Annotated in this window: 17 protein-coding genes; 8 read left to right on the forward strand and 9 right to left on the reverse strand. The window is 70.2% G+C overall.

Annotated elements, in window-relative coordinates; translation table 11 throughout:
* The first annotated feature begins 15 nt into the window (after positions 1-15).
* The 3 genes from ACZ55A_RS32395 (at position 16) to ACZ55A_RS32405 (ending at position 3,640) form a co-directional block, all read left to right on the forward strand.
* Positions 16-1,149: an MAB_1171c family putative transporter gene (locus ACZ55A_RS32395; RefSeq protein ID WP_468847936.1), complete on the forward strand. Its 1,134-nt coding sequence runs from the start codon at positions 16-18 to the stop codon at positions 1,147-1,149.
* The gene (locus ACZ55A_RS32400; RefSeq protein WP_468847710.1) at positions 1,124-2,308 is read left to right on the forward strand and encodes an amidohydrolase family protein; all 1,185 of its coding nucleotides are present in this window, start codon (positions 1,124-1,126) and stop codon (positions 2,306-2,308) included. Before ACZ55A_RS32395 ends, ACZ55A_RS32400 begins: the two co-directional genes overlap by 26 nt.
* Positions 2,309-2,590: 282 nt before the next feature.
* On the forward strand, positions 2,591-3,640 hold the full coding sequence (locus ACZ55A_RS32405) for an amidinotransferase (RefSeq protein WP_468847713.1): 1,050 nt from the start codon (positions 2,591-2,593) through the stop codon (positions 3,638-3,640).
* Positions 3,641-3,725: 85 nt separating this feature from the next.
* On the opposite strand, the gene ACZ55A_RS32410 is transcribed toward ACZ55A_RS32405, so the two are convergent.
* The gene (locus ACZ55A_RS32410) at positions 3,726-4,370 is read right to left on the reverse strand and encodes a TetR/AcrR family transcriptional regulator (protein ID WP_468847715.1); all 645 of its coding nucleotides are present in this window, start codon (positions 4,368-4,370) and stop codon (positions 3,726-3,728) included.
* 155 nt (positions 4,371-4,525) lie between these two features.
* Here ACZ55A_RS32410 and ACZ55A_RS32415 point away from each other — a divergent pair, with 155 nt between their 5' ends.
* The 4 genes from ACZ55A_RS32415 to ACZ55A_RS32430 all read left to right on the forward strand — a co-directional run bounded on the left by ACZ55A_RS32415 (position 4,526) and on the right by ACZ55A_RS32430 (position 8,823).
* Positions 4,526-5,107, forward strand: a complete 582-nt coding sequence (locus ACZ55A_RS32415; RefSeq protein ID WP_468847717.1) for a dihydrofolate reductase family protein — start codon at positions 4,526-4,528, stop codon at positions 5,105-5,107.
* 244 nt (positions 5,108-5,351) lie between these two features.
* The gene (locus ACZ55A_RS32420; protein ID WP_468847720.1) at positions 5,352-5,948 is read left to right on the forward strand and encodes a dihydrofolate reductase family protein; all 597 of its coding nucleotides are present in this window, start codon (positions 5,352-5,354) and stop codon (positions 5,946-5,948) included.
* Positions 5,949-6,107: 159 nt separating this feature from the next.
* A complete protein-coding gene (locus tag ACZ55A_RS32425; RefSeq protein ID WP_468847722.1) occupies positions 6,108-8,327 on the forward strand; it encodes an NADP-dependent isocitrate dehydrogenase in 2,220 nt (739 codons plus the stop codon).
* Positions 8,328-8,424: 97 nt separating this feature from the next.
* Entirely contained in the window at positions 8,425-8,823 is a 399-nt protein-coding gene (locus tag ACZ55A_RS32430) for a VOC family protein (RefSeq protein WP_468847725.1), read from the forward strand.
* A gap of 13 nt (positions 8,824-8,836) precedes the next feature.
* Here the strand turns inward: ACZ55A_RS32430 and ACZ55A_RS32435 are convergent, their stop codons facing one another.
* The 5 genes from ACZ55A_RS32435 to ACZ55A_RS32455 all read right to left on the reverse strand — a co-directional run bounded on the left by ACZ55A_RS32435 (position 8,837) and on the right by ACZ55A_RS32455 (position 12,336).
* Positions 8,837-9,535, reverse strand: a complete 699-nt coding sequence (locus ACZ55A_RS32435; RefSeq protein WP_468847727.1) for an HAD family hydrolase — start codon at positions 9,533-9,535, stop codon at positions 8,837-8,839.
* Between the two features lie 4 nt (positions 9,536-9,539).
* Positions 9,540-10,196 (reverse strand): phosphatase PAP2 family protein, encoded by a 657-nt coding sequence (locus ACZ55A_RS32440; RefSeq protein ID WP_468847729.1) that lies wholly within the window; start codon positions 10,194-10,196, stop codon positions 9,540-9,542.
* 10 nt (positions 10,197-10,206) lie between these two features.
* The gene (locus tag ACZ55A_RS32445) at positions 10,207-11,142 is read right to left on the reverse strand and encodes a M56 family metallopeptidase (protein ID WP_468847732.1); all 936 of its coding nucleotides are present in this window, start codon (positions 11,140-11,142) and stop codon (positions 10,207-10,209) included.
* 88 nt (positions 11,143-11,230) lie between these two features.
* Positions 11,231-11,737 carry a DUF5134 domain-containing protein gene (locus ACZ55A_RS32450; protein ID WP_468847735.1) on the reverse strand — a complete coding sequence of 169 codons (507 nt, stop codon included), beginning with the start codon at positions 11,735-11,737 and terminating at the stop codon, positions 11,231-11,233.
* A 212-nt stretch (positions 11,738-11,949) separates the two neighbouring features.
* On the reverse strand, positions 11,950-12,336 hold the full coding sequence (locus ACZ55A_RS32455) for a VOC family protein (RefSeq protein ID WP_468847738.1): 387 nt from the start codon (positions 12,334-12,336) through the stop codon (positions 11,950-11,952).
* Between the two features lie 201 nt (positions 12,337-12,537).
* On the opposite strand from ACZ55A_RS32455, the gene ACZ55A_RS32460 reads away from it, so the two are divergent.
* A complete protein-coding gene (locus ACZ55A_RS32460; RefSeq protein WP_468847740.1) occupies positions 12,538-13,071 on the forward strand; it encodes a GNAT family N-acetyltransferase in 534 nt (177 codons plus the stop codon).
* Positions 13,072-13,107: 36 nt separating this feature from the next.
* On the opposite strand, the gene ACZ55A_RS32465 is transcribed toward ACZ55A_RS32460, so the two are convergent.
* Genes ACZ55A_RS32465 through ACZ55A_RS32475 form a run of 3 tightly spaced genes read right to left on the reverse strand, consistent with a single transcriptional unit; the run spans position 13,108 to position 15,691 of the window.
* Entirely contained in the window at positions 13,108-13,917 is an 810-nt protein-coding gene (locus ACZ55A_RS32465; RefSeq protein ID WP_468847743.1) for an amino acid ABC transporter ATP-binding protein, read from the reverse strand.
* A complete protein-coding gene (locus tag ACZ55A_RS32470) occupies positions 13,914-14,813 on the reverse strand; it encodes an amino acid ABC transporter permease (RefSeq protein WP_468847939.1) in 900 nt (299 codons plus the stop codon). The genes ACZ55A_RS32465 and ACZ55A_RS32470 overlap by 4 nt, the downstream gene beginning before the upstream one ends.
* The gene (locus ACZ55A_RS32475; RefSeq protein WP_468847746.1) at positions 14,810-15,691 is read right to left on the reverse strand and encodes an ABC transporter substrate-binding protein; all 882 of its coding nucleotides are present in this window, start codon (positions 15,689-15,691) and stop codon (positions 14,810-14,812) included. The genes ACZ55A_RS32470 and ACZ55A_RS32475 overlap by 4 nt, the downstream gene beginning before the upstream one ends.
* Positions 15,692-15,702 lie beyond the last annotated feature (11 nt).

The raw sequence follows: 15,702 nt of genomic DNA on the forward strand, positions 1-15,702 counted from the left end.
GAACCAGTGACGATCATGCTGATCGTCGGGGCGATATGGAAGATCTTCGATCTGACCCACGCTCCCCATGACCGGGTACTGCGCACGCTGGTCGCCTGTCTGATCCTGCTGGCCTCCGGCCAGATCCTCAGCTTTCCCGAAGTCAGCCTTGGGATCGATGCGTTCACGACCGCCGGGGTCGGGAAAATCGCTTTCAACGCGGTCCATATGTGCGGTCTCGGGGCGCTCATTCTGGTCTTCACCTTCTCCATGCCGGCCGCGAACGCCACCTACCGGCGACAGCTGCGCCTCAACGCGGGCCTGCTCGCCGGTGTCCTCACCGCACTGGCCATCGCCATGGCCGTAACGCCGCCGGCACTGCGCAGCCACACCTTGACCACTCCGCACATGGCGCAGCCCGCCATCGCCGGTTTCTACCTCATCGGCAATGCCTACTTCGTCTACGCCTATCTGACCTCGGGGCTATGGGCGTTGCGTTATGCGCGCAGGGCGACCCGGCACCTGGCGGTCGGCCTACGGACCATGGCACTCGGTCTGCTCGTGCTGGCGGTCACCTCGGTCAACCGGGTGGTCTGGGTATTCCTGCGGATCGACGCTCCCGGATCGCATGAAACGTTCAACACGGTGAACTGGTCGATGAACGACTGGGCACTGGGTCTCGTGCTGATCGGCATCACATACTCCGCGGCCATGCAACTGGCCGCGCACATAAGGTCGGTGGCGTATCACCGCCGTATGTATCGCGAGCTCACTCCGCTGTGGACCGCCCTCGCCGCGGCCTACCCCGAACTCGTCCTGAATGAGGAGCCGACCGGTTCCCGGTGGTATCGCTTTCGCTTCCGCGGTACCCATGAGCGGTTCTACCGCCGGCTCATCGAATGCCGCGACGGGCTGGTGCGCCTGAGCCCCTATCTGGCACGCGTCGCCCCCGAGGCGGATCTGGCGCGCGGTCCGGCCGATCAACTCGCCGGGCATATCGCCGAGGCGCTTGCGCTGAAGCCGACCATCGAGGACCCCGATACCGCATTGCCGGCCACCCGTATCGCCTTTCCCACCGACAATGATGTGGGCGCCGAGGCCCGTGAACTCACCGCCATATCCCGTGCCTATGCCCAAGGAAAACGTGAACAAGGTACTGATAACCGCTGACCACCTCCTCACCGGGCGAGCCGACCAGATGGTCCACGAGGGCGCCGTACTCGTGGACGACGGCGTGATCACCGCTGTCGGTACCGCGGCCGAGCTGGAGACGACGGTCGATCCGAGCGTGCCGCGACTGCGGTGCCCCGGGGCGACGGTGCTGCCCGGGCTGATCGACTGCCATGTCCACCTCGCCTTCGACGCGGGGCCGGACCCGCTCCACGCGGTCGCCCACGCCGACCCGGCGGAGCTCGCCGCCGCCATGGCGGACCGCGCCGCGCAGCTGCTGGCCGCCGGTGTGACGACCGTACGGGATCTTGGTGACCGCGACGCCCTCACCACGGAGTTGCGTGCCTCCATCGCGTCCGGGAAGACGGCCGGGCCGCGCATTCTCGCCGCGACCGCACCACTGACCCCGCCCGGCGGACACTGCGGCTTTCTCGGCGGTGAAGTCACCTCCGACGACGACATCCGCACCCAGATCGCCCGCAACGCGGCAGCCGGAGCCGACCTGATCAAGGTGATGGCCTCCGGAGGCGCCCTCACCCCCGGGGGCCCGCGCATGTGGGAATCGCAGTTCACCCCGGCCCAACTGCGTCTGATCGTCGAGGAAGCCGCCCGCCACGGCCTGGCCGTGGCCGCACACGCCCATGGCACCGACGCCATCGCCGACTGCGTCGCTGCCGGTGTCCGGACCCTCGAACACTGCTCCTGGCGCACCGCGGGCGGTGTCACCTACGACCCGGAGATCACCCGCCGGATCATCGAGAACGATATCGCCGTCTGCCGCTGTGTGTCCGGGGACTGGCGGCTGTTCCTCGAACAGCTCGGCCCCGAACGCGCCGAAGCGATGGCCGGGGTCATCCGGGACATGCGGGAGGCCGGTGTCCGGTTCATCGCCGGCACCGACGCCGGCGTGCCGGGAGCCCGGTTCGGCGACTACGTCGGCATGCTCGAATTCTTCGCCTCCCTCGGTTTCACACCGGCCGAAATACTCGACATGGCCACCGTCAACTCCGCCCGTGCCCTGGGGCTGGCAGATACCGGCACCCTCTCCGCCGGCATGCGCGCCGACCTCCTCGTCGTCGACGGAAATCCGCTGGCGGAGCTGGACGCCCTCCGCCGCATCCGCCATGTCTTTACGAACGGTCGCCACGTGAGCGCCTGAAGAGTGCCTGCGATCAGCCCTCCCGCCTCCCCACGGGGTCTGTTGGGGGAGGGCCCGTAGGTACGGCCGCAGCCGGCCCGGCCCCGAGGTTCGGGTTCAGGCCAATGGCGGCAGCGAATGTTGCCGGTTGAGTCGGTTTCCACGTTCAATCGATCTTGATCGCGGCAGCCCGTGACCATGGCTGCCGTGCACCCCCCAATGAGGAGCAACTGCGTGAACGCCGAGACACCGCACATAGGTCAGGGTGACTCATACACTTCCTCCGGCCGTTCGGAGAGTCCCGTGAGGTCCTTTACGGAGTGGGACCCGCTGGAGGAAGTGATCGTCGGAATTGTTGACGGGGCGAGCTTCCCCACATGGCACATGGCGCTGCCGCCGGTGCTCCCCGGTGACCAGCACGAGACCTTCCGGCAGAAGGCGGGGCAGCCGTTCCCGCCCGAACAGGTCGCCGCCGCACGGGCGGAGCTGGAGGAACTGGTGCACATCCTCGAAGGCGAGGGCGTGCGGGTCCGCAGGCCGGAACCGATCCCTCAGCGCACGCCGTACACCACGCTCGACTGGACCAGTACCGGTATGTACGCGGCCATGCCCCGGGACGCGATCCTGGTGGTCGGCGAGGACATCATCGAGTGTCCGATGGCCTGGCGCTCCCGCTATTACGAGAACCTTGCCTACCGGCCGCTGCTGAAGGAGTACTTCCACGGCGGAGCGAAGTGGACCGCGGCACCGAAGCCGGAGCTGACGGACGCACAGTTCGACCAGGACTGGACCGACCCGGGCGAGGACGGCCCGCAGCGGCTGGTGGTGACCGAATTCGAGCCAACCTTCGACGCGGCCGATTTCACCCGTTGCGGGCGCGACATCATCGCGCAGAAGAGCAATGTCACCAATGACTTCGGCATCGAGTGGCTGCGCCGCCATCTGGGCGACGAATACCGCATCCATGTCTTCGAGTTCAAGGACTCGCACCCGATGCATATCGACGCCACGCTGGTGCCGATGGCCCCGGGCAAGCTGCTGATCCACCCCGAGCGGGTGCCCGAGGTGCCGGGGCTGTTCAAGGGCTGGGACGTGATGACCGCCCCCACTCCCGTCATCCCCGATGGGCATCCGCTGTACATGACCAGCAAGTGGATCAACATGAACATCCTGATGCTGGACGAGGAGCGGGTGATCGTCGAGGCGCAGGACGAGCCGATGATCGCGACGATGAAGAAGTTCGGCTTCACACCGATCCCCTGCAACTTCCGTAACTTCAACAGCTTCGGCGGCTCGTTCCACTGCGCGACGGTGGACGTGCGGCGCCGGGGGACGCTTCAGTCGTACTTCTAGCAACCAGCGCTCCCCGCTGAAGAGTTGGCCGCCTCCTCCGCCCCCGAACGGCGCCGACGTACGCCGAAGCGGCGATGTCTCCGGCTCAGAGGCCGCGTTCGACCATGTCGATCAGGTGCTGGGCCGCGTCATGGGCCTGGATGGGGTGGAGGCCGCGGAGCGGGCCGTCGATGAGGAGGACGGCCAGGCCGTGGACGGCGGACCAGGCGAGGAATTCCGCGCCGGGGCGGCGGTCCTCGGGCAGGAGCCCGGTCTCCACCAGGTCGTCGAGGGCGGCGCCGAGGAGTTCGAAGGGGGTCTTCCCACCGGCCCCGGCGGCGGATTCGGCGGCGGCGTGCGCCATATCGCCGGGGACGTGGAAGGCGGTGCGGAACAGCCCCGGTTCCTCCTGGGCGAAGCGGAGGTAGCCGGTGCCGACCGCGCGGAAGCGGGCCCGGGCGGCGCCCGCCGCGTCCGGGGCCGGTGGCAGGGCGGCCTGTTCGGCCTCCATGGCGCGGGCGACCTGGGCCATGGAGGCCTGCGAGACGGCGTGCAGCAGGGCGCCGCGGTCGGCGAAGTGGCGGTAGGCGGCGTTGGGCACGACCCCCGCGTGGCGGGTCGCGGCGCGCAGCACGACGGCCTCCGGCCCGCCCTCGCGGGCGAGTTCGAGACCGGCCTCGATCAGCGCGTTGCGGAGGTCGCCGTGGCGGTAGGTCTCCCGCTTCGACTTGCCGTCCCCGGACACACTCATCAACTCCAATGTGGACAGCATCCACTTGTCTCGTCTAGGCTCCTGCTTGATCAATCGGGGGCCGCGGATCGCCGCACCCTCCGAATGTGGACATCGTACACAAAGGCCGGTCGGCGCCCTTCCGGGCCCTCACGCATCAGGAGACTCCGCTTCCCATGGGCAAGATCACCCACTTTGTGCACCAGTCACTGGACGGCTACATCGAAGGCCCGGACGGCGCATTCGACTGGCCCGTCATGGGCGACGAACTCTCCGCCCACTCACAGTCCCTGGCCGCCGGCGCCGACATCTTTCTCTACGGCCGCGCCGTGTGGGACATGATGTCCGGCTACTGGCCGCGCGCCGAAGAGTTCTCCACCGACGCGCACGACCTCGCGTTCGCCCCCGTCTGGCGCAACACCCCCAAGGTGGTGGTCTCCTCCACGCTGGAGGAGGCCGACTGGAACACCCGCGTGATCAGGACGAACGTGGTCGAGGAGCTCACCGCCCTCAAGCAGGGCGGCGCCCACCTGCTGCTGTTCGGCGGTTCCGAGCTCGCCGGGTTCCTCACCGAGCACGGGCTGATCGACGAGTACCAGATCTTCGTCCACCCCGTGGTGCTCGGCGGCGGCAGGCCCGTCTTCCGTACGCCCCAGCGGCGATTCGGTCTGACCCTCATCGAAACCAGGACCTTCGATTCCCAGGTGGTCCTCCTCCGGCACCGGCCGACCGCACACAATGAGCACGGAGACCACTGACGTGACTGTCATGGTGAAGGGCGCCGAAGACCGCGCGAAGTGAAACACTCCGCCCCGGAGGAAGCCGCGGACTCCGCCTCACCTCTGCACCATCGCGCGCGGCGATGATTCCGGAGCCGCGCGGTCGTCTGTACTGACGTACCCCGAAGGCGGCCCACCTCAAGACGACGTAGTCCCATCCCAAGAGCCGTAACCCGACCCAACGCATCACCCCTCCCCGAAACCAGGAAGAGAAGCGAGTCCTATGCGCATCGTCATCAGCGAGTTCATCAGCCTGGACGGCATCGTGCAGGCGCCGGGTGGCGCCGAGGAGGACACCGACGGCGGCTTCGCCCACGGTGGCTGGTCGCACCCGTTCTTCGACCCGGAGGCGGTGGGCGGGGCCTTCACCGAAGCGCTGACCAAGGCCGAGGCGCTGCTGTTCGGGCGCCGCACCTGGCAGACGATGGCCGCGGCGTGGCCCGAGCGGGCCGGCGACCCGTTCGCGGACATGATGAACACCATCCCGAAGTACGTGGTGTCCAAGACGCTGGGCGACGACGAGCTGACGTGGGACAACACCACCCGCATCCCCGGCGACGAGGCCGTCGCCCGCATCCGCGAGCTGCGCGGGGCCGAGGGCGGCGACCTGCTCGTCATGGGAAGCCCCACGCTGGTGCGCACGCTCCTCGGCGAGGGAATGGTCGACGAGCTGCGGCTCATGATCATGCCGGTGCTCCTCGGCGGCGGCAAGAAGATCTTCCCCGACGACGGCGCCCTCCGCACGCTCGAACTGGTCTCCACGGTCACCAGCAAGACGGGCGTGCACGTATGCACCTATCGGCCGGCGGCCGAGAAGTAGACCGCCCGCTACGCCACGACGGGCAACCGGTTTTCGCCGTTTGCGGCTGGGCGGAGGCGATTCTTCCGGATTCGCCCGGGGCGGGGTCCTGTCGAGACGGAGGCGATCAGGAGATATCTTGATGTCGAGCAATGTTGCAGACGTGGAGCGGAGCACCCGGTGACTGACTCGACCATCATCTATACCCACACTGACGAGGCCCCGGCCCTGGCGACGTATTCGTTCTTGCCTGTGATCCAGGCATACGCGTCGACGGCCGGTGTCGGCGTGGAGACCCGTGACATCTCTCTGGCCGGGCGCATCATCGCGAGCTTCCCCGAGCGTCTGGAGGAGGGCCAGCGTCTCGACGACGCCCTCGCCGAGCTGGGCGCGCTGGCCAAGACGCCCGAAGCCAACATCATCAAGCTGCCCAACATCTCGGCCTCGATCCCGCAGCTCAAGGCCGCGATCGCGGAGCTCCAGGAGCAGGGCTACGCGCTGCCCGACTACCCGGACGACCCCAAGACCGACGCGGAGCGCGACATCCGCGCCCGCTACGACAAGGTCAAGGGCAGCGCCGTCAACCCGGTCCTGCGCGAGGGCAACTCCGACCGCCGCGCGCCCGCCTCGGTGAAGAACTACGCCAAGGCCCACCCGCACCGCATGGGCGAGTGGACGGCCGGATCGAAGACCAATGTCGCCCACATGGACAACGACGACTTCCGCTCCACCGAGAAGTCCGCGGTCATCGCCGACGCCGGCTCGCTGCGCATCGAGCTCGCCGGTGACGACGGCTCCACCACCGTGCTGCGCGAGTCGGTCCCGGTCCTCGCCGGTGAGGTCGTCGACGCCTCCGTCATGCGCGTCGCCGCGCTGCGCGAGTTCCTGACCGCGCAGGTCGCCCGTGCCAAGGCCGAGGGCGTGCTGTTCTCCGTCCACCTCAAGGCCACGATGATGAAGGTCTCCGACCCGATCATCTTTGGCCACGTGGTCCGGGCGTTCTTCCCGAAGACCTTCGCCAAGTACGGCGAGGCGCTCGCCGCCGCCGGCCTGACCCCGAACGACGGTCTCGGCGGCCTCTACAAGGGCCTGGAGTCGCTGCCCGAGGGCGCCGAGATCAAGGCGTCCTTCGACGCGGAGCTCGCCGAGGGCCCCGAGCTGGCGATGGTCGACTCGGACCGCGGCATCACCAACCTGCACGTGCCCAGCGACGTCATCGTCGACGCCTCCATGCCGGCCATGATCCGCACCTCCGGCCACATGTGGGGCCCGGACGGCCAGGAGCACGACACCCTCGCGGTCCTGCCCGACAGCAGCTACGCCGGCATCTACCAGGTCGCCATCGACGACTGCCGCGCGCACGGCGCCTACGACCCGGCGACCATGGGCTCGGTGCCCAACGTCGGCCTGATGGCGCAGAAGGCCGAGGAGTACGGCAGCCACGACAAGACCTTCGAGATCCCCACCACGGGCACCGTGCGGGTCCTCGACCAGGCCGGCAACGCCGTTCTGGAGCAGGCCGTCGGCGCCGGCGACATCTTCCGGATGTGCCAGACCAAGGACGCGCCGATCCGCGACTGGGTCAAGCTCGCCGTCACCCGCGCCCGCGCCACCGGCACCCCGGCCGTCTTCTGGCTCGACGAGGACCGCGCGCACGACGCGCAGCTGATCCAGAAGGTCAAGACGTACCTCGCCGAGCACGACACCGAGGGTCTCCAGATCGAGATCATGGCGCCGGTGCACGCGATCAAGTTCTCCCTCGACCGCATCCGCCGGGGCGAGGACACCATCTCCGTCACCGGCAACGTGCTGCGTGACTACCTGACCGACCTCTTCCCGATCCTGGAGCTGGGTACCAGCGCCAAGATGCTCTCGGTCGTTCCGCTGATGAACGGCGGCGGGCTCTTCGAGACCGGCGCCGGCGGCTCCGCCCCCAAGCACGTCCAGCAGCTCGTCAAGGAGAACTACCTGCGCTGGGACAGCCTGGGCGAGTTCCTGGCGCTGGCGGTCAGCTTCGAGCACCTTGCGCAGAAGACGGGTAACGCGCGCGCCCAGGTGCTAGCCGACACCCTCGACCGGGCGACCGGCTCCTTCCTCAACGAGAACAAGTCGCCCAGCCGCAAGCTCGGCGGTATCGACAACCGCGGCAGCCACTTCTACCTGGCGCTCTACTGGGCCCAGGAGCTGGCCAAGCAGACCGACGACGCCCAGCTCGCCCAGGCCTTCTCGGGCCTCGCCAAGACGCTCGCCGAGCAGGAGCAGACCATCGTCGACGAGCTGATCGCGGTGCAGGGCTCGCCGGCCGACATCGGCGGCTACTACCGCCCCGACGCGGCCAAGGCCGCCGCCGTCATGCGTCCGTCGAAGACCTTCAACCAGGCCCTCGACACCCTCGCCTGACGCGCCGGACGCACCACCACTCCGCCCCGGACGGCCATGCACCGTCCGGGGCGGAGCGCTATCCGCTGCCACCTTCATCACGCCATAGGGGGAACCAATGGAAATCGCCCAGATCCGCCTGCTCGTCACGGACTTCCGCGGCTGCTACCGCTTCTACCGCGAGGTGCTCGGCCTCACGCCGCAGTTCGAGGCGGAGGACGGTCCGTACGCCAAGTTCACCTGCGACGAAGGCTCCGCGGGCCTCGCGTTGCAGCAACGCGAGCAGCTTGCCGCGCTCCTCGGCGAACTGGCCGCGCCGCCCGCCGGCCACCGCTCCCTCATCGCACTGCGGGTCGATGACCTGGACTCCTACTGTGCGCAGATCACCGCGCGCGGCGCCGTGCTCGCCCATGGCCCGGCGCCGATGACGGACCGGATGCGGGTCGCCCACCTGACGGACCCGGAGGGCAACCTCGTCGAACTCCAGCAATGGCTGGCGCTGCGCCCCGCGGAGTGAGACCGCCCGCCGCTCAGCCCACGAGATCCAGCACCGGCCGCAGCCCGTCCGGGCGGCGCTGCACCGGCAGCGGGTCCACGGGCAGGAAGGCGCAGCCCAGGGCCGTGGCGCCGCCGTCCGCCCGGCGGTCGTCGCCCACCATCAGGACGGCGGACGGGTCGAGCCCCAACTCCCGGCACGCCAGGGCGAAGAGCCGCGGATCCGGCTTCTGGAGGCCGTGCTCGTAGGACAGCACCGAGGTGTCCAGATGGCGCTCCAGATCATGGGCGCGCAGCACCGGCCGCAGATCCCACCCGATGTTGCTCAGGACGCCAACCCGGACGCCCCGTCGCCGCAGCTCCGCCAGCACCTCGGCGGCGTCGGGGTACGGGTGCCAGGCCTCCGGCGTCTTGTGGCGGTCGTACAACGCGTCGTACAACTCAGGCCGGGGGAGCGGGACTTGACGGGCCAGCCCGGTGTACACCGCCCGGTGGTGGCGGGCGTCGCGGTCGCGGTTCTCCCACAGCGCGGCCAGTTCCGCGGGGAGCTCGACGGGCGGGGAGCCACCGGGCAGCGCCCCCGCCCGGTCCAGCTCGGCCGCCCGCAGGGCGATCTCGGCATCGTCCATGTCCGTGCCGGTCGCCCTCAGCGCGGCCCGCAGCCAGGAGTCCGGGGACTCGATCCGCAGCAGGGTCCCGGAGAAGTCGAAGAGCACACCCTTGATCGTGGTCATGAGGTCATCCTGACCGGTGTGCGGGGCCGAGCCAATGGGGCCCTCTGGACGGGTACGCGGAGTACGCCGCTGCCGCCCCGGCCACCAGGGCGCCGCCCAGCAACCAGCCGCCCAGGACGTCCGAAGGCCAGTGCACCCCCAGATACACCCGGGTGAAGCCGACACCGACGGCCGAGAAGCAGACCAGCGCCCGAGCCGTCCACCGCCACGACGCCCGCGCCCCGTACAGACGCAGCAGCCACAGCAGCAACGCACCCGCGACCACCACCGACATCGCATGACCCGAGGGGAACGCCGCGTAGTGCGCGGAGTCCACCGGATCAGGCCAGACCGGGCGCGCCCTGCCCACCAGCCCCTTCAGCGTCTGCTGGAGCACCGTACCGGCCAGCGCGGTGGCCGCCACCCAGACCGCGAGCCGGCGCGCACCCCGCCGCAGCAGCAGCCCCACCGCCACCGCGATCAGCACACGCATCGCCCAGGGGTCCCACACCCGGTCGCTGAACACCTGACTCACCCGGGTCCAGCCGGGCGAGGTCACGGCCGTACGGTGCAGCGCGCCCGCCACGGCCGCGTCCAGTGACAGCAGCGGCCCCCAGCGCAGCACGACCAGGCCGAGCAGTAACAGGAACAGGGCGGTACAGGGGCGAAGGACACGGGACATGGCCCGGACCCTACGTCAGTGCGGTCAGCCCCGGCACGAACGTCACCAGCAGCGGCACCGCGGGCACCAGCGCCGCGACCGCCGTCATCCGCAGCCGGCGGCCGGGGCTGAAGCGGGGAGGCGGGGACAGCAGCCGGTCCACCCGCTCGGGGACCTGGGCGAGTTGCGCCGGACAGGGGCCGAACACCCCACGGTCCTCGTTGAGTTCGACCAGCGCCAGGGCGAAGGTCAGCCGGCCGAAGCGGCGCGAGGCGGCATCGTCTGCGGCCAGTTCGACCAGCCGGTGCACCTGGTCACGGAACGCGGCGAAGACCGGGATCTGCGGATGGCCGGCGGCCAGCGCCGAGGCGCAGTAGAGCAGGAGGTCGTGCCGGGCCCGCACATGGCCCTGCTCATGGGCGATCAGCGCATCGAGCTGACGCGCCTTCAGTCGCCGCAACGCCGAGGTGGTGATGACCAGTTGGGGAGAGGAATGAGCGAGCCACCAGGCCTCCGGGCGGTCACCCTCCAGCACCACCAGCCGCTCCCCGGAAGGCTCCTCACCGGGCAACAACGGCGCCCGGCGCAGCAGATCGGCCCGGCGCTGCCGACGGCGGGCCCGCGCCGCCCGTACCTCGCGGGTCAGTGCCACCGCGGTCCAGGCCCCGCCGCCCGCCAGAAGAAGCGCCAGCAGCCCGGCCCAGGGCCCGTGCGCCTGGAGCGCGTACGCCTCGACGACCACCCGGGGGGCAAGGCCGAACACCGGGCTGCGGACGGATTCCCAGGCCGCCGCCGCGCTCAGCGACATCGCCAGCACACAGCACAGCAGGACACCGGCGACCACGCACTGCCACACCCACAGGGCGAGCACCGGCTCACGGTCGGGCCAGTCGGAACGGGCCATCAGCCGCGGCGCCATCGACGCGGCCAGCACGCCGAGAACCATCAGCGCGATCGGGACCATCATGCCGTCACCCTATGAGCGCACGGCTACTCGTTGGTACGGCCGTGCGCCGGAAGTGACACACGACACCCTCGTCACACGTGTGAACGGCTCACAGCGCCAGCAGCATCGCCAGCATCCCGATGCCCATCGTCACCCGGCACGCCTGGAGCACCCCGGCCGCCACCGGCCCGTCCACCACCGGCAGCCGGATGCCCGCCGCGATGACGTACACCGTGTAGTACGCGAGCAGCAGCCCCGTCAGCAACGGCACCCCGGCCGGCGCCGAGTGCGCCATATGCGCCATGGCGTCCGCGGGCATCGCCACCGCCATGTACACCATCGCCAACGCCCCCACCGCATGATGCACATGCCGCCGTACGAGCGCCCACAGCCCCGTCGCCCCGAAGACCGCGCTGAACAGCCACGGCGACCACACAGGCGGCGCCACCGCGGACGCCGGCAGCGCCATCGCCGCCATCCCCAGCGCCATCAGCCCCTCGCCGCGCGCCACCGTCCGCTCCGCGGCCGGCCCCCTGCGCGCCCGCACCAGGCAGTACGTACCGGCCCCGGCACACAGCAGCACCAGCAGCCAGCCGGCCCACGTCGGTCCGTGCACAAAGCGCCTCCCCTGGGGTCCCCGCTACCCGTACGCATCGGCTGCTTGATGCCCGTCCGACGCCCGGCACACGGGAGCGCACGGACGCACGCGGGGAGCACGTACCACGCGACCCGGAACACCCACCCCGGGGAGCAACGGCGACAAGCGACCACGGCGGGAGAGCCGAAATCGTGGGACAACGGACCAGCGCAGCCCAGCGCAGCGGACCGTCAGGCCCGATACCGCAACGGGTGATCCGCCGGCACCTCCGTCAGCACCAGGCGGTGCCCGTCCGGGTCGGCGATCCACATCTCGATCAGGCCCCAGGGCTCCTGGACAGGCGGCCGCAGCACCTCCACCCCGTGCGCCACCAGCTCGTCGTGCGCCGCCGCCACGTCCGCCACCTGGAGCCACAGCTGGAGGGTGTCCGCCGGAGGCTGCGCGGCGCGGCCGGAGACCTCCAGGAAGCCGCCGCCGAGGAAGTAGACCGTGCCGCGCTCGGGGCCGCTGCCGAACTCCCGGTAGATCTCCAGGCCCAGCGCCCCGCCGTAGAACGCCCGGGACCGCTCGGGGTCGGACGGCCGCAACAGCACCCTGCTGCTCAGTACGTGCACCATGCCAGGACCCTACGCCGCACCCCCGCCCGGCCCGGTGAAAGACCCGGCCACGGCCCTGACATGCCGCGCAACTCTCTTGTTAGCCTCACTTTCGCCCGCCAAACCGCTCATACACCAATCCATCCGTCCAGCCAGCCATCCACCACGCACCTGGCCCGGCGCAGGCCGGCCCCTCCGCCCGGACCGAGAGGACATTGCACCGTGCCCACCACCGAGCTGACCTTCCGTACAGCCCTGGACACCGATATCCCCGGCCTCGTCGCCCTCATAGAGTCGGCGTACCGCGGGGACACGAGCCGGGCCGGCTGGACGACGGAGGCGGATCTGCTGGAGGGGCAGCGCACCGACCCGGAGGGCGTCGCCGCCGTGGTGCACAGCGAGAGCAGCCGGCTGCTGATCGCCGAGCGGGACGGTGAGCTGATCGCCTGCTGCCAGCTCGAACACCGCGAGCACCACGCGTACTTCGGGATGTTCGCGGTACGCCCGGACCTCCAGGGCGGCGGCCTCGGCAAGATCATCATCGCCGAGGCCGAGCGGACCGCCGTGGCGGCCTGGGGTGCCCGCGAGATGCACATGACGGTCATCCGGCAGCGCGCGGAGCTGATCGCCTGGTACGAGCGCCGTGGCTACCGGCGCACCGGACAGCTCAGCCCGTTCCCGTACGGCGACGAGCGGTTCGGCATCCCGCAGCGCGACGACCTGGAATTCGAGCTGCTGGTCAAGCCGCTCGGCTGACACGACGCGAGGCCGGCTTGATCGGGAGGACACCCCCTACAGCCGCCCCGCCTGGATGATCCGCTGGAGGAACTGCCGGGTGCGGTCGTGCTGCGGGTCACCGAAGACCTGCTCGGGGGCGCCGCGCTCCAGGATCACCCCGTCGTCCAGGAAGCACACCTGGTCGGCGACGTCCCGTGCGAAGCCCATCTCATGGGTGGCGAGGACCATGGTCATGCCCTCTTCCTTGAGGTCGCGGACCACGCCCAGCACCTCGCCGACCAGTTCGGGGTCGAGCGCCGCGGTGATCTCGTCGAGCAGCAGCAGCCGGGGCCGCCCGGCCAGCGCGCGGACGATCGCGACCCGCTGCTGCTGGCCGCCGCTGAGCCGGTCCGGGTACTCGGCGGCCCGCCCGCCAAGACCCAGCCGCTCCAGCAGCTCATGGGCGCGCGCCTCGGCCTCGGCGCGCGGCACCCCGTGCACCCGGCGCGGCGCCAGCGTGATGTTGTCCAGCACGGTCATGTGCGGGAAGAGGTTGTAGGCCTGGAAGACCACACCGATCCGGCGGCGCACCGCATCCGGGTCGGCCCGCGGATCGGTGATCTCCGCACCGTCCAGGAAGATCGCCCCGTCGTCGATCTCCTCCAGCAGGTTCGCGCACCGCAGCAGCGTGGACTTGCCCGACCCCGAGGCGCCGATCAGCGCGGTGACGGTGTGCGGGGCGACGTCCAGGTCCACGTCCCGCAGGACGACCGTGCCGCGCCCGTACGTCTTGCGTACGGACTCCAGCCGCAGCACCGGTCCGCCGCCGGGCCCCCCGGCCGCGCCCTCGGCGGCCGGCACCGGTGTGTTCTCCGTCGTGCTCATACGAGGCCTCCTTGGGCGCGCCTGCGGTCCATCCGGGCCGTGACCCAGTCCGTGAAGCGCGTCATGGGGATCGTCAGCGCGACGAAGACCAGCCCGGCCACGACGTACGGGGTGAAGTTGAAGTCCTTGCCGGCGATGATCTGTGCCGCGTAGACGGCGTCCACCGCGCCCGCGATGGAGACCAGGCCGGTGTCCTTCTGGAGCGACACCAGATCGTTCAGCAGCGGCGGCACCACGCGCCGCACCGCCTGGGGCAGGACGACGAAGCGCAGCGCCTGTCCGCCGGAGAGCCCCAGCGACCGGGCCGCGGCCCGCTGTGAGGGGTGCACCGACTCGATGCCCGCCCGGAAGACCTCGGCCACATACGCCGAGTACGTCAGCACCAGCGCGGCGCCGCCGAGCACGACCGGATCGGTGGTCACCCCTTGCAGCCGCAGCGCCGGCACCCCGAAGACCACCATCAGCAGACAGATGATCAGCGGCAGTCCGCGGAAGAAGTCGGTGTACGCGGTGGCCAGCGCGCGCAGCGGGAAGAACACCGGGCCGCGCAGCGTCCGGGCCACCGCCAGCAGCAGGCCGAGCACCAGCACCGCCGCCCCGCACACCACCAGCAGCTTCAGGTTCAGCACCAGCCCGTCCAGCACCTTCGGCAGCGCCTTGCGGGCGTACTCGGCGCTGAAGAAGGTGTCGCGGGTGCGCGGCCAGCCGGGGGAGCGGGTGATGACGAGGTAGAGGACGGCGGCGGTGACCAGGGTGCTCAGCGCGGCGACGGCGGTGGCCCGGCGGGCCCTGGTCCGCTTGAAGCGCTCCCGTTCGGTCCGCCGCGCCGAGGGCACGTACCCGTCCTCCGCCGGCTGCGGCGCCGGCGTCCTCAACGTCTGCTTCTCGTACGTCACTTGAGCACCGGGGCGGCCACGGCGTCGCTCAGCCACTTCTTCTCCAGCGCGGCGAGCGTACCGTCCTTGCGCAGCGCATCGACCGCGGCCGTCACACACCCGGTGATCGGGCTCTGCTTGTCCAGCACCAGCCCGAACTGCTCCTTCTCCGTGCCGGTGGCGGCGAACTGGCCGACCACCTTGGCGTCCTTCACCTCGGCGGAGGTGATGTAGAAGGCCGTCGGCAGATCGGTGACGATCGCATCGACCTGCCCGTTCTTCAGGGCCGACTTGGCGAAGTCGTTCTTCTGGAAGACGGCTGCCGGGCGGTCCGGGCGGATGGTGTCGTTGACGACATCGAGGCTGGTGCTGCCGACCTGCGCGCCGAGCTTGATGTCCTTGAGGTCGGCGAGGGACGTGGCGCGTGCGGCCTTGGAGCCCTTGAGGGCGATGACCGCCTGCCGTACGTCGTAATACCCGGAGGAGAAGGCGACGGCCCGCTTGCGCTCGGTGCTGACGGAGATCTGGTTGATGTCGAAGTCGAACTTCTTCTCACCGGGCGCGAAGGCGTTGTTGAACGGCACGGTCTGCCACTCCACCGCACCCTTGCCGTAGCCCAGCCGCTTGGCGACGGCATAGGCCACCGCGGACTCGAAGCCCTTGCCGCTGGCCGGGTCGTCGTCGATGAACCACGGTGCGTACGCGGGTTTGTCGGTGCCGACGGTGAGCTTGCCGGCCGCCACGGTGGCCAGTTTGCCGCGGGCACAGTTCCGCTTGCCCTGCCCGGCGGCCCGCGGACCACCGGGGGACTCGTCCTGCGGGGCACAGCCGACGGCCGCGGTGAGCAGCGTGACGGAGGCACAAATGGCAAGGCGGAGAGTGCGGTTGACGAGGCGCATGGCGGGAGAGT

The sequence above is a fragment of the Streptomyces sp. NPDC034111 genome (assembly GCF_055575375.1).

What these genes read in the sequence shown, in the direction of transcription:
- ACZ55A_RS32395 (WP_468847936.1), top strand. Translation starts at nt 16, where the DNA reads ATGCTGATCGTCGGGGCGATATGGAAGATCTTCGATCTGACCCACGCT.
- ACZ55A_RS32410 (WP_468847715.1), bottom strand. Translation starts at nt 4,370, where the DNA reads ATGAGTGTGTCCGGGGACGGCAAGTCGAAGCGGGAGACCTACCGCCAC.
- ACZ55A_RS32415 (WP_468847717.1), top strand. Translation starts at nt 4,526, where the DNA reads ATGGGCAAGATCACCCACTTTGTGCACCAGTCACTGGACGGCTACATC.
- ACZ55A_RS32420 (WP_468847720.1), top strand. Translation starts at nt 5,352, where the DNA reads ATGCGCATCGTCATCAGCGAGTTCATCAGCCTGGACGGCATCGTGCAG.
- ACZ55A_RS32430 (WP_468847725.1), top strand. Translation starts at nt 8,425, where the DNA reads ATGGAAATCGCCCAGATCCGCCTGCTCGTCACGGACTTCCGCGGCTGC.
- ACZ55A_RS32435 (WP_468847727.1), bottom strand. Translation starts at nt 9,535, where the DNA reads ATGACCACGATCAAGGGTGTGCTCTTCGACTTCTCCGGGACCCTGCTG.
- ACZ55A_RS32440 (WP_468847729.1), bottom strand. Translation starts at nt 10,196, where the DNA reads ATGTCCCGTGTCCTTCGCCCCTGTACCGCCCTGTTCCTGTTACTGCTC.
- ACZ55A_RS32445 (WP_468847732.1), bottom strand. Translation starts at nt 11,142, where the DNA reads ATGATGGTCCCGATCGCGCTGATGGTTCTCGGCGTGCTGGCCGCGTCG.
- ACZ55A_RS32455 (WP_468847738.1), bottom strand. Translation starts at nt 12,336, where the DNA reads ATGGTGCACGTACTGAGCAGCAGGGTGCTGTTGCGGCCGTCCGACCCC.
- ACZ55A_RS32465 (WP_468847743.1), bottom strand. Translation starts at nt 13,917, where the DNA reads ATGAGCACGACGGAGAACACACCGGTGCCGGCCGCCGAGGGCGCGGCC.
- ACZ55A_RS32475 (WP_468847746.1), bottom strand. Translation starts at nt 15,691, where the DNA reads ATGCGCCTCGTCAACCGCACTCTCCGCCTTGCCATTTGTGCCTCCGTC.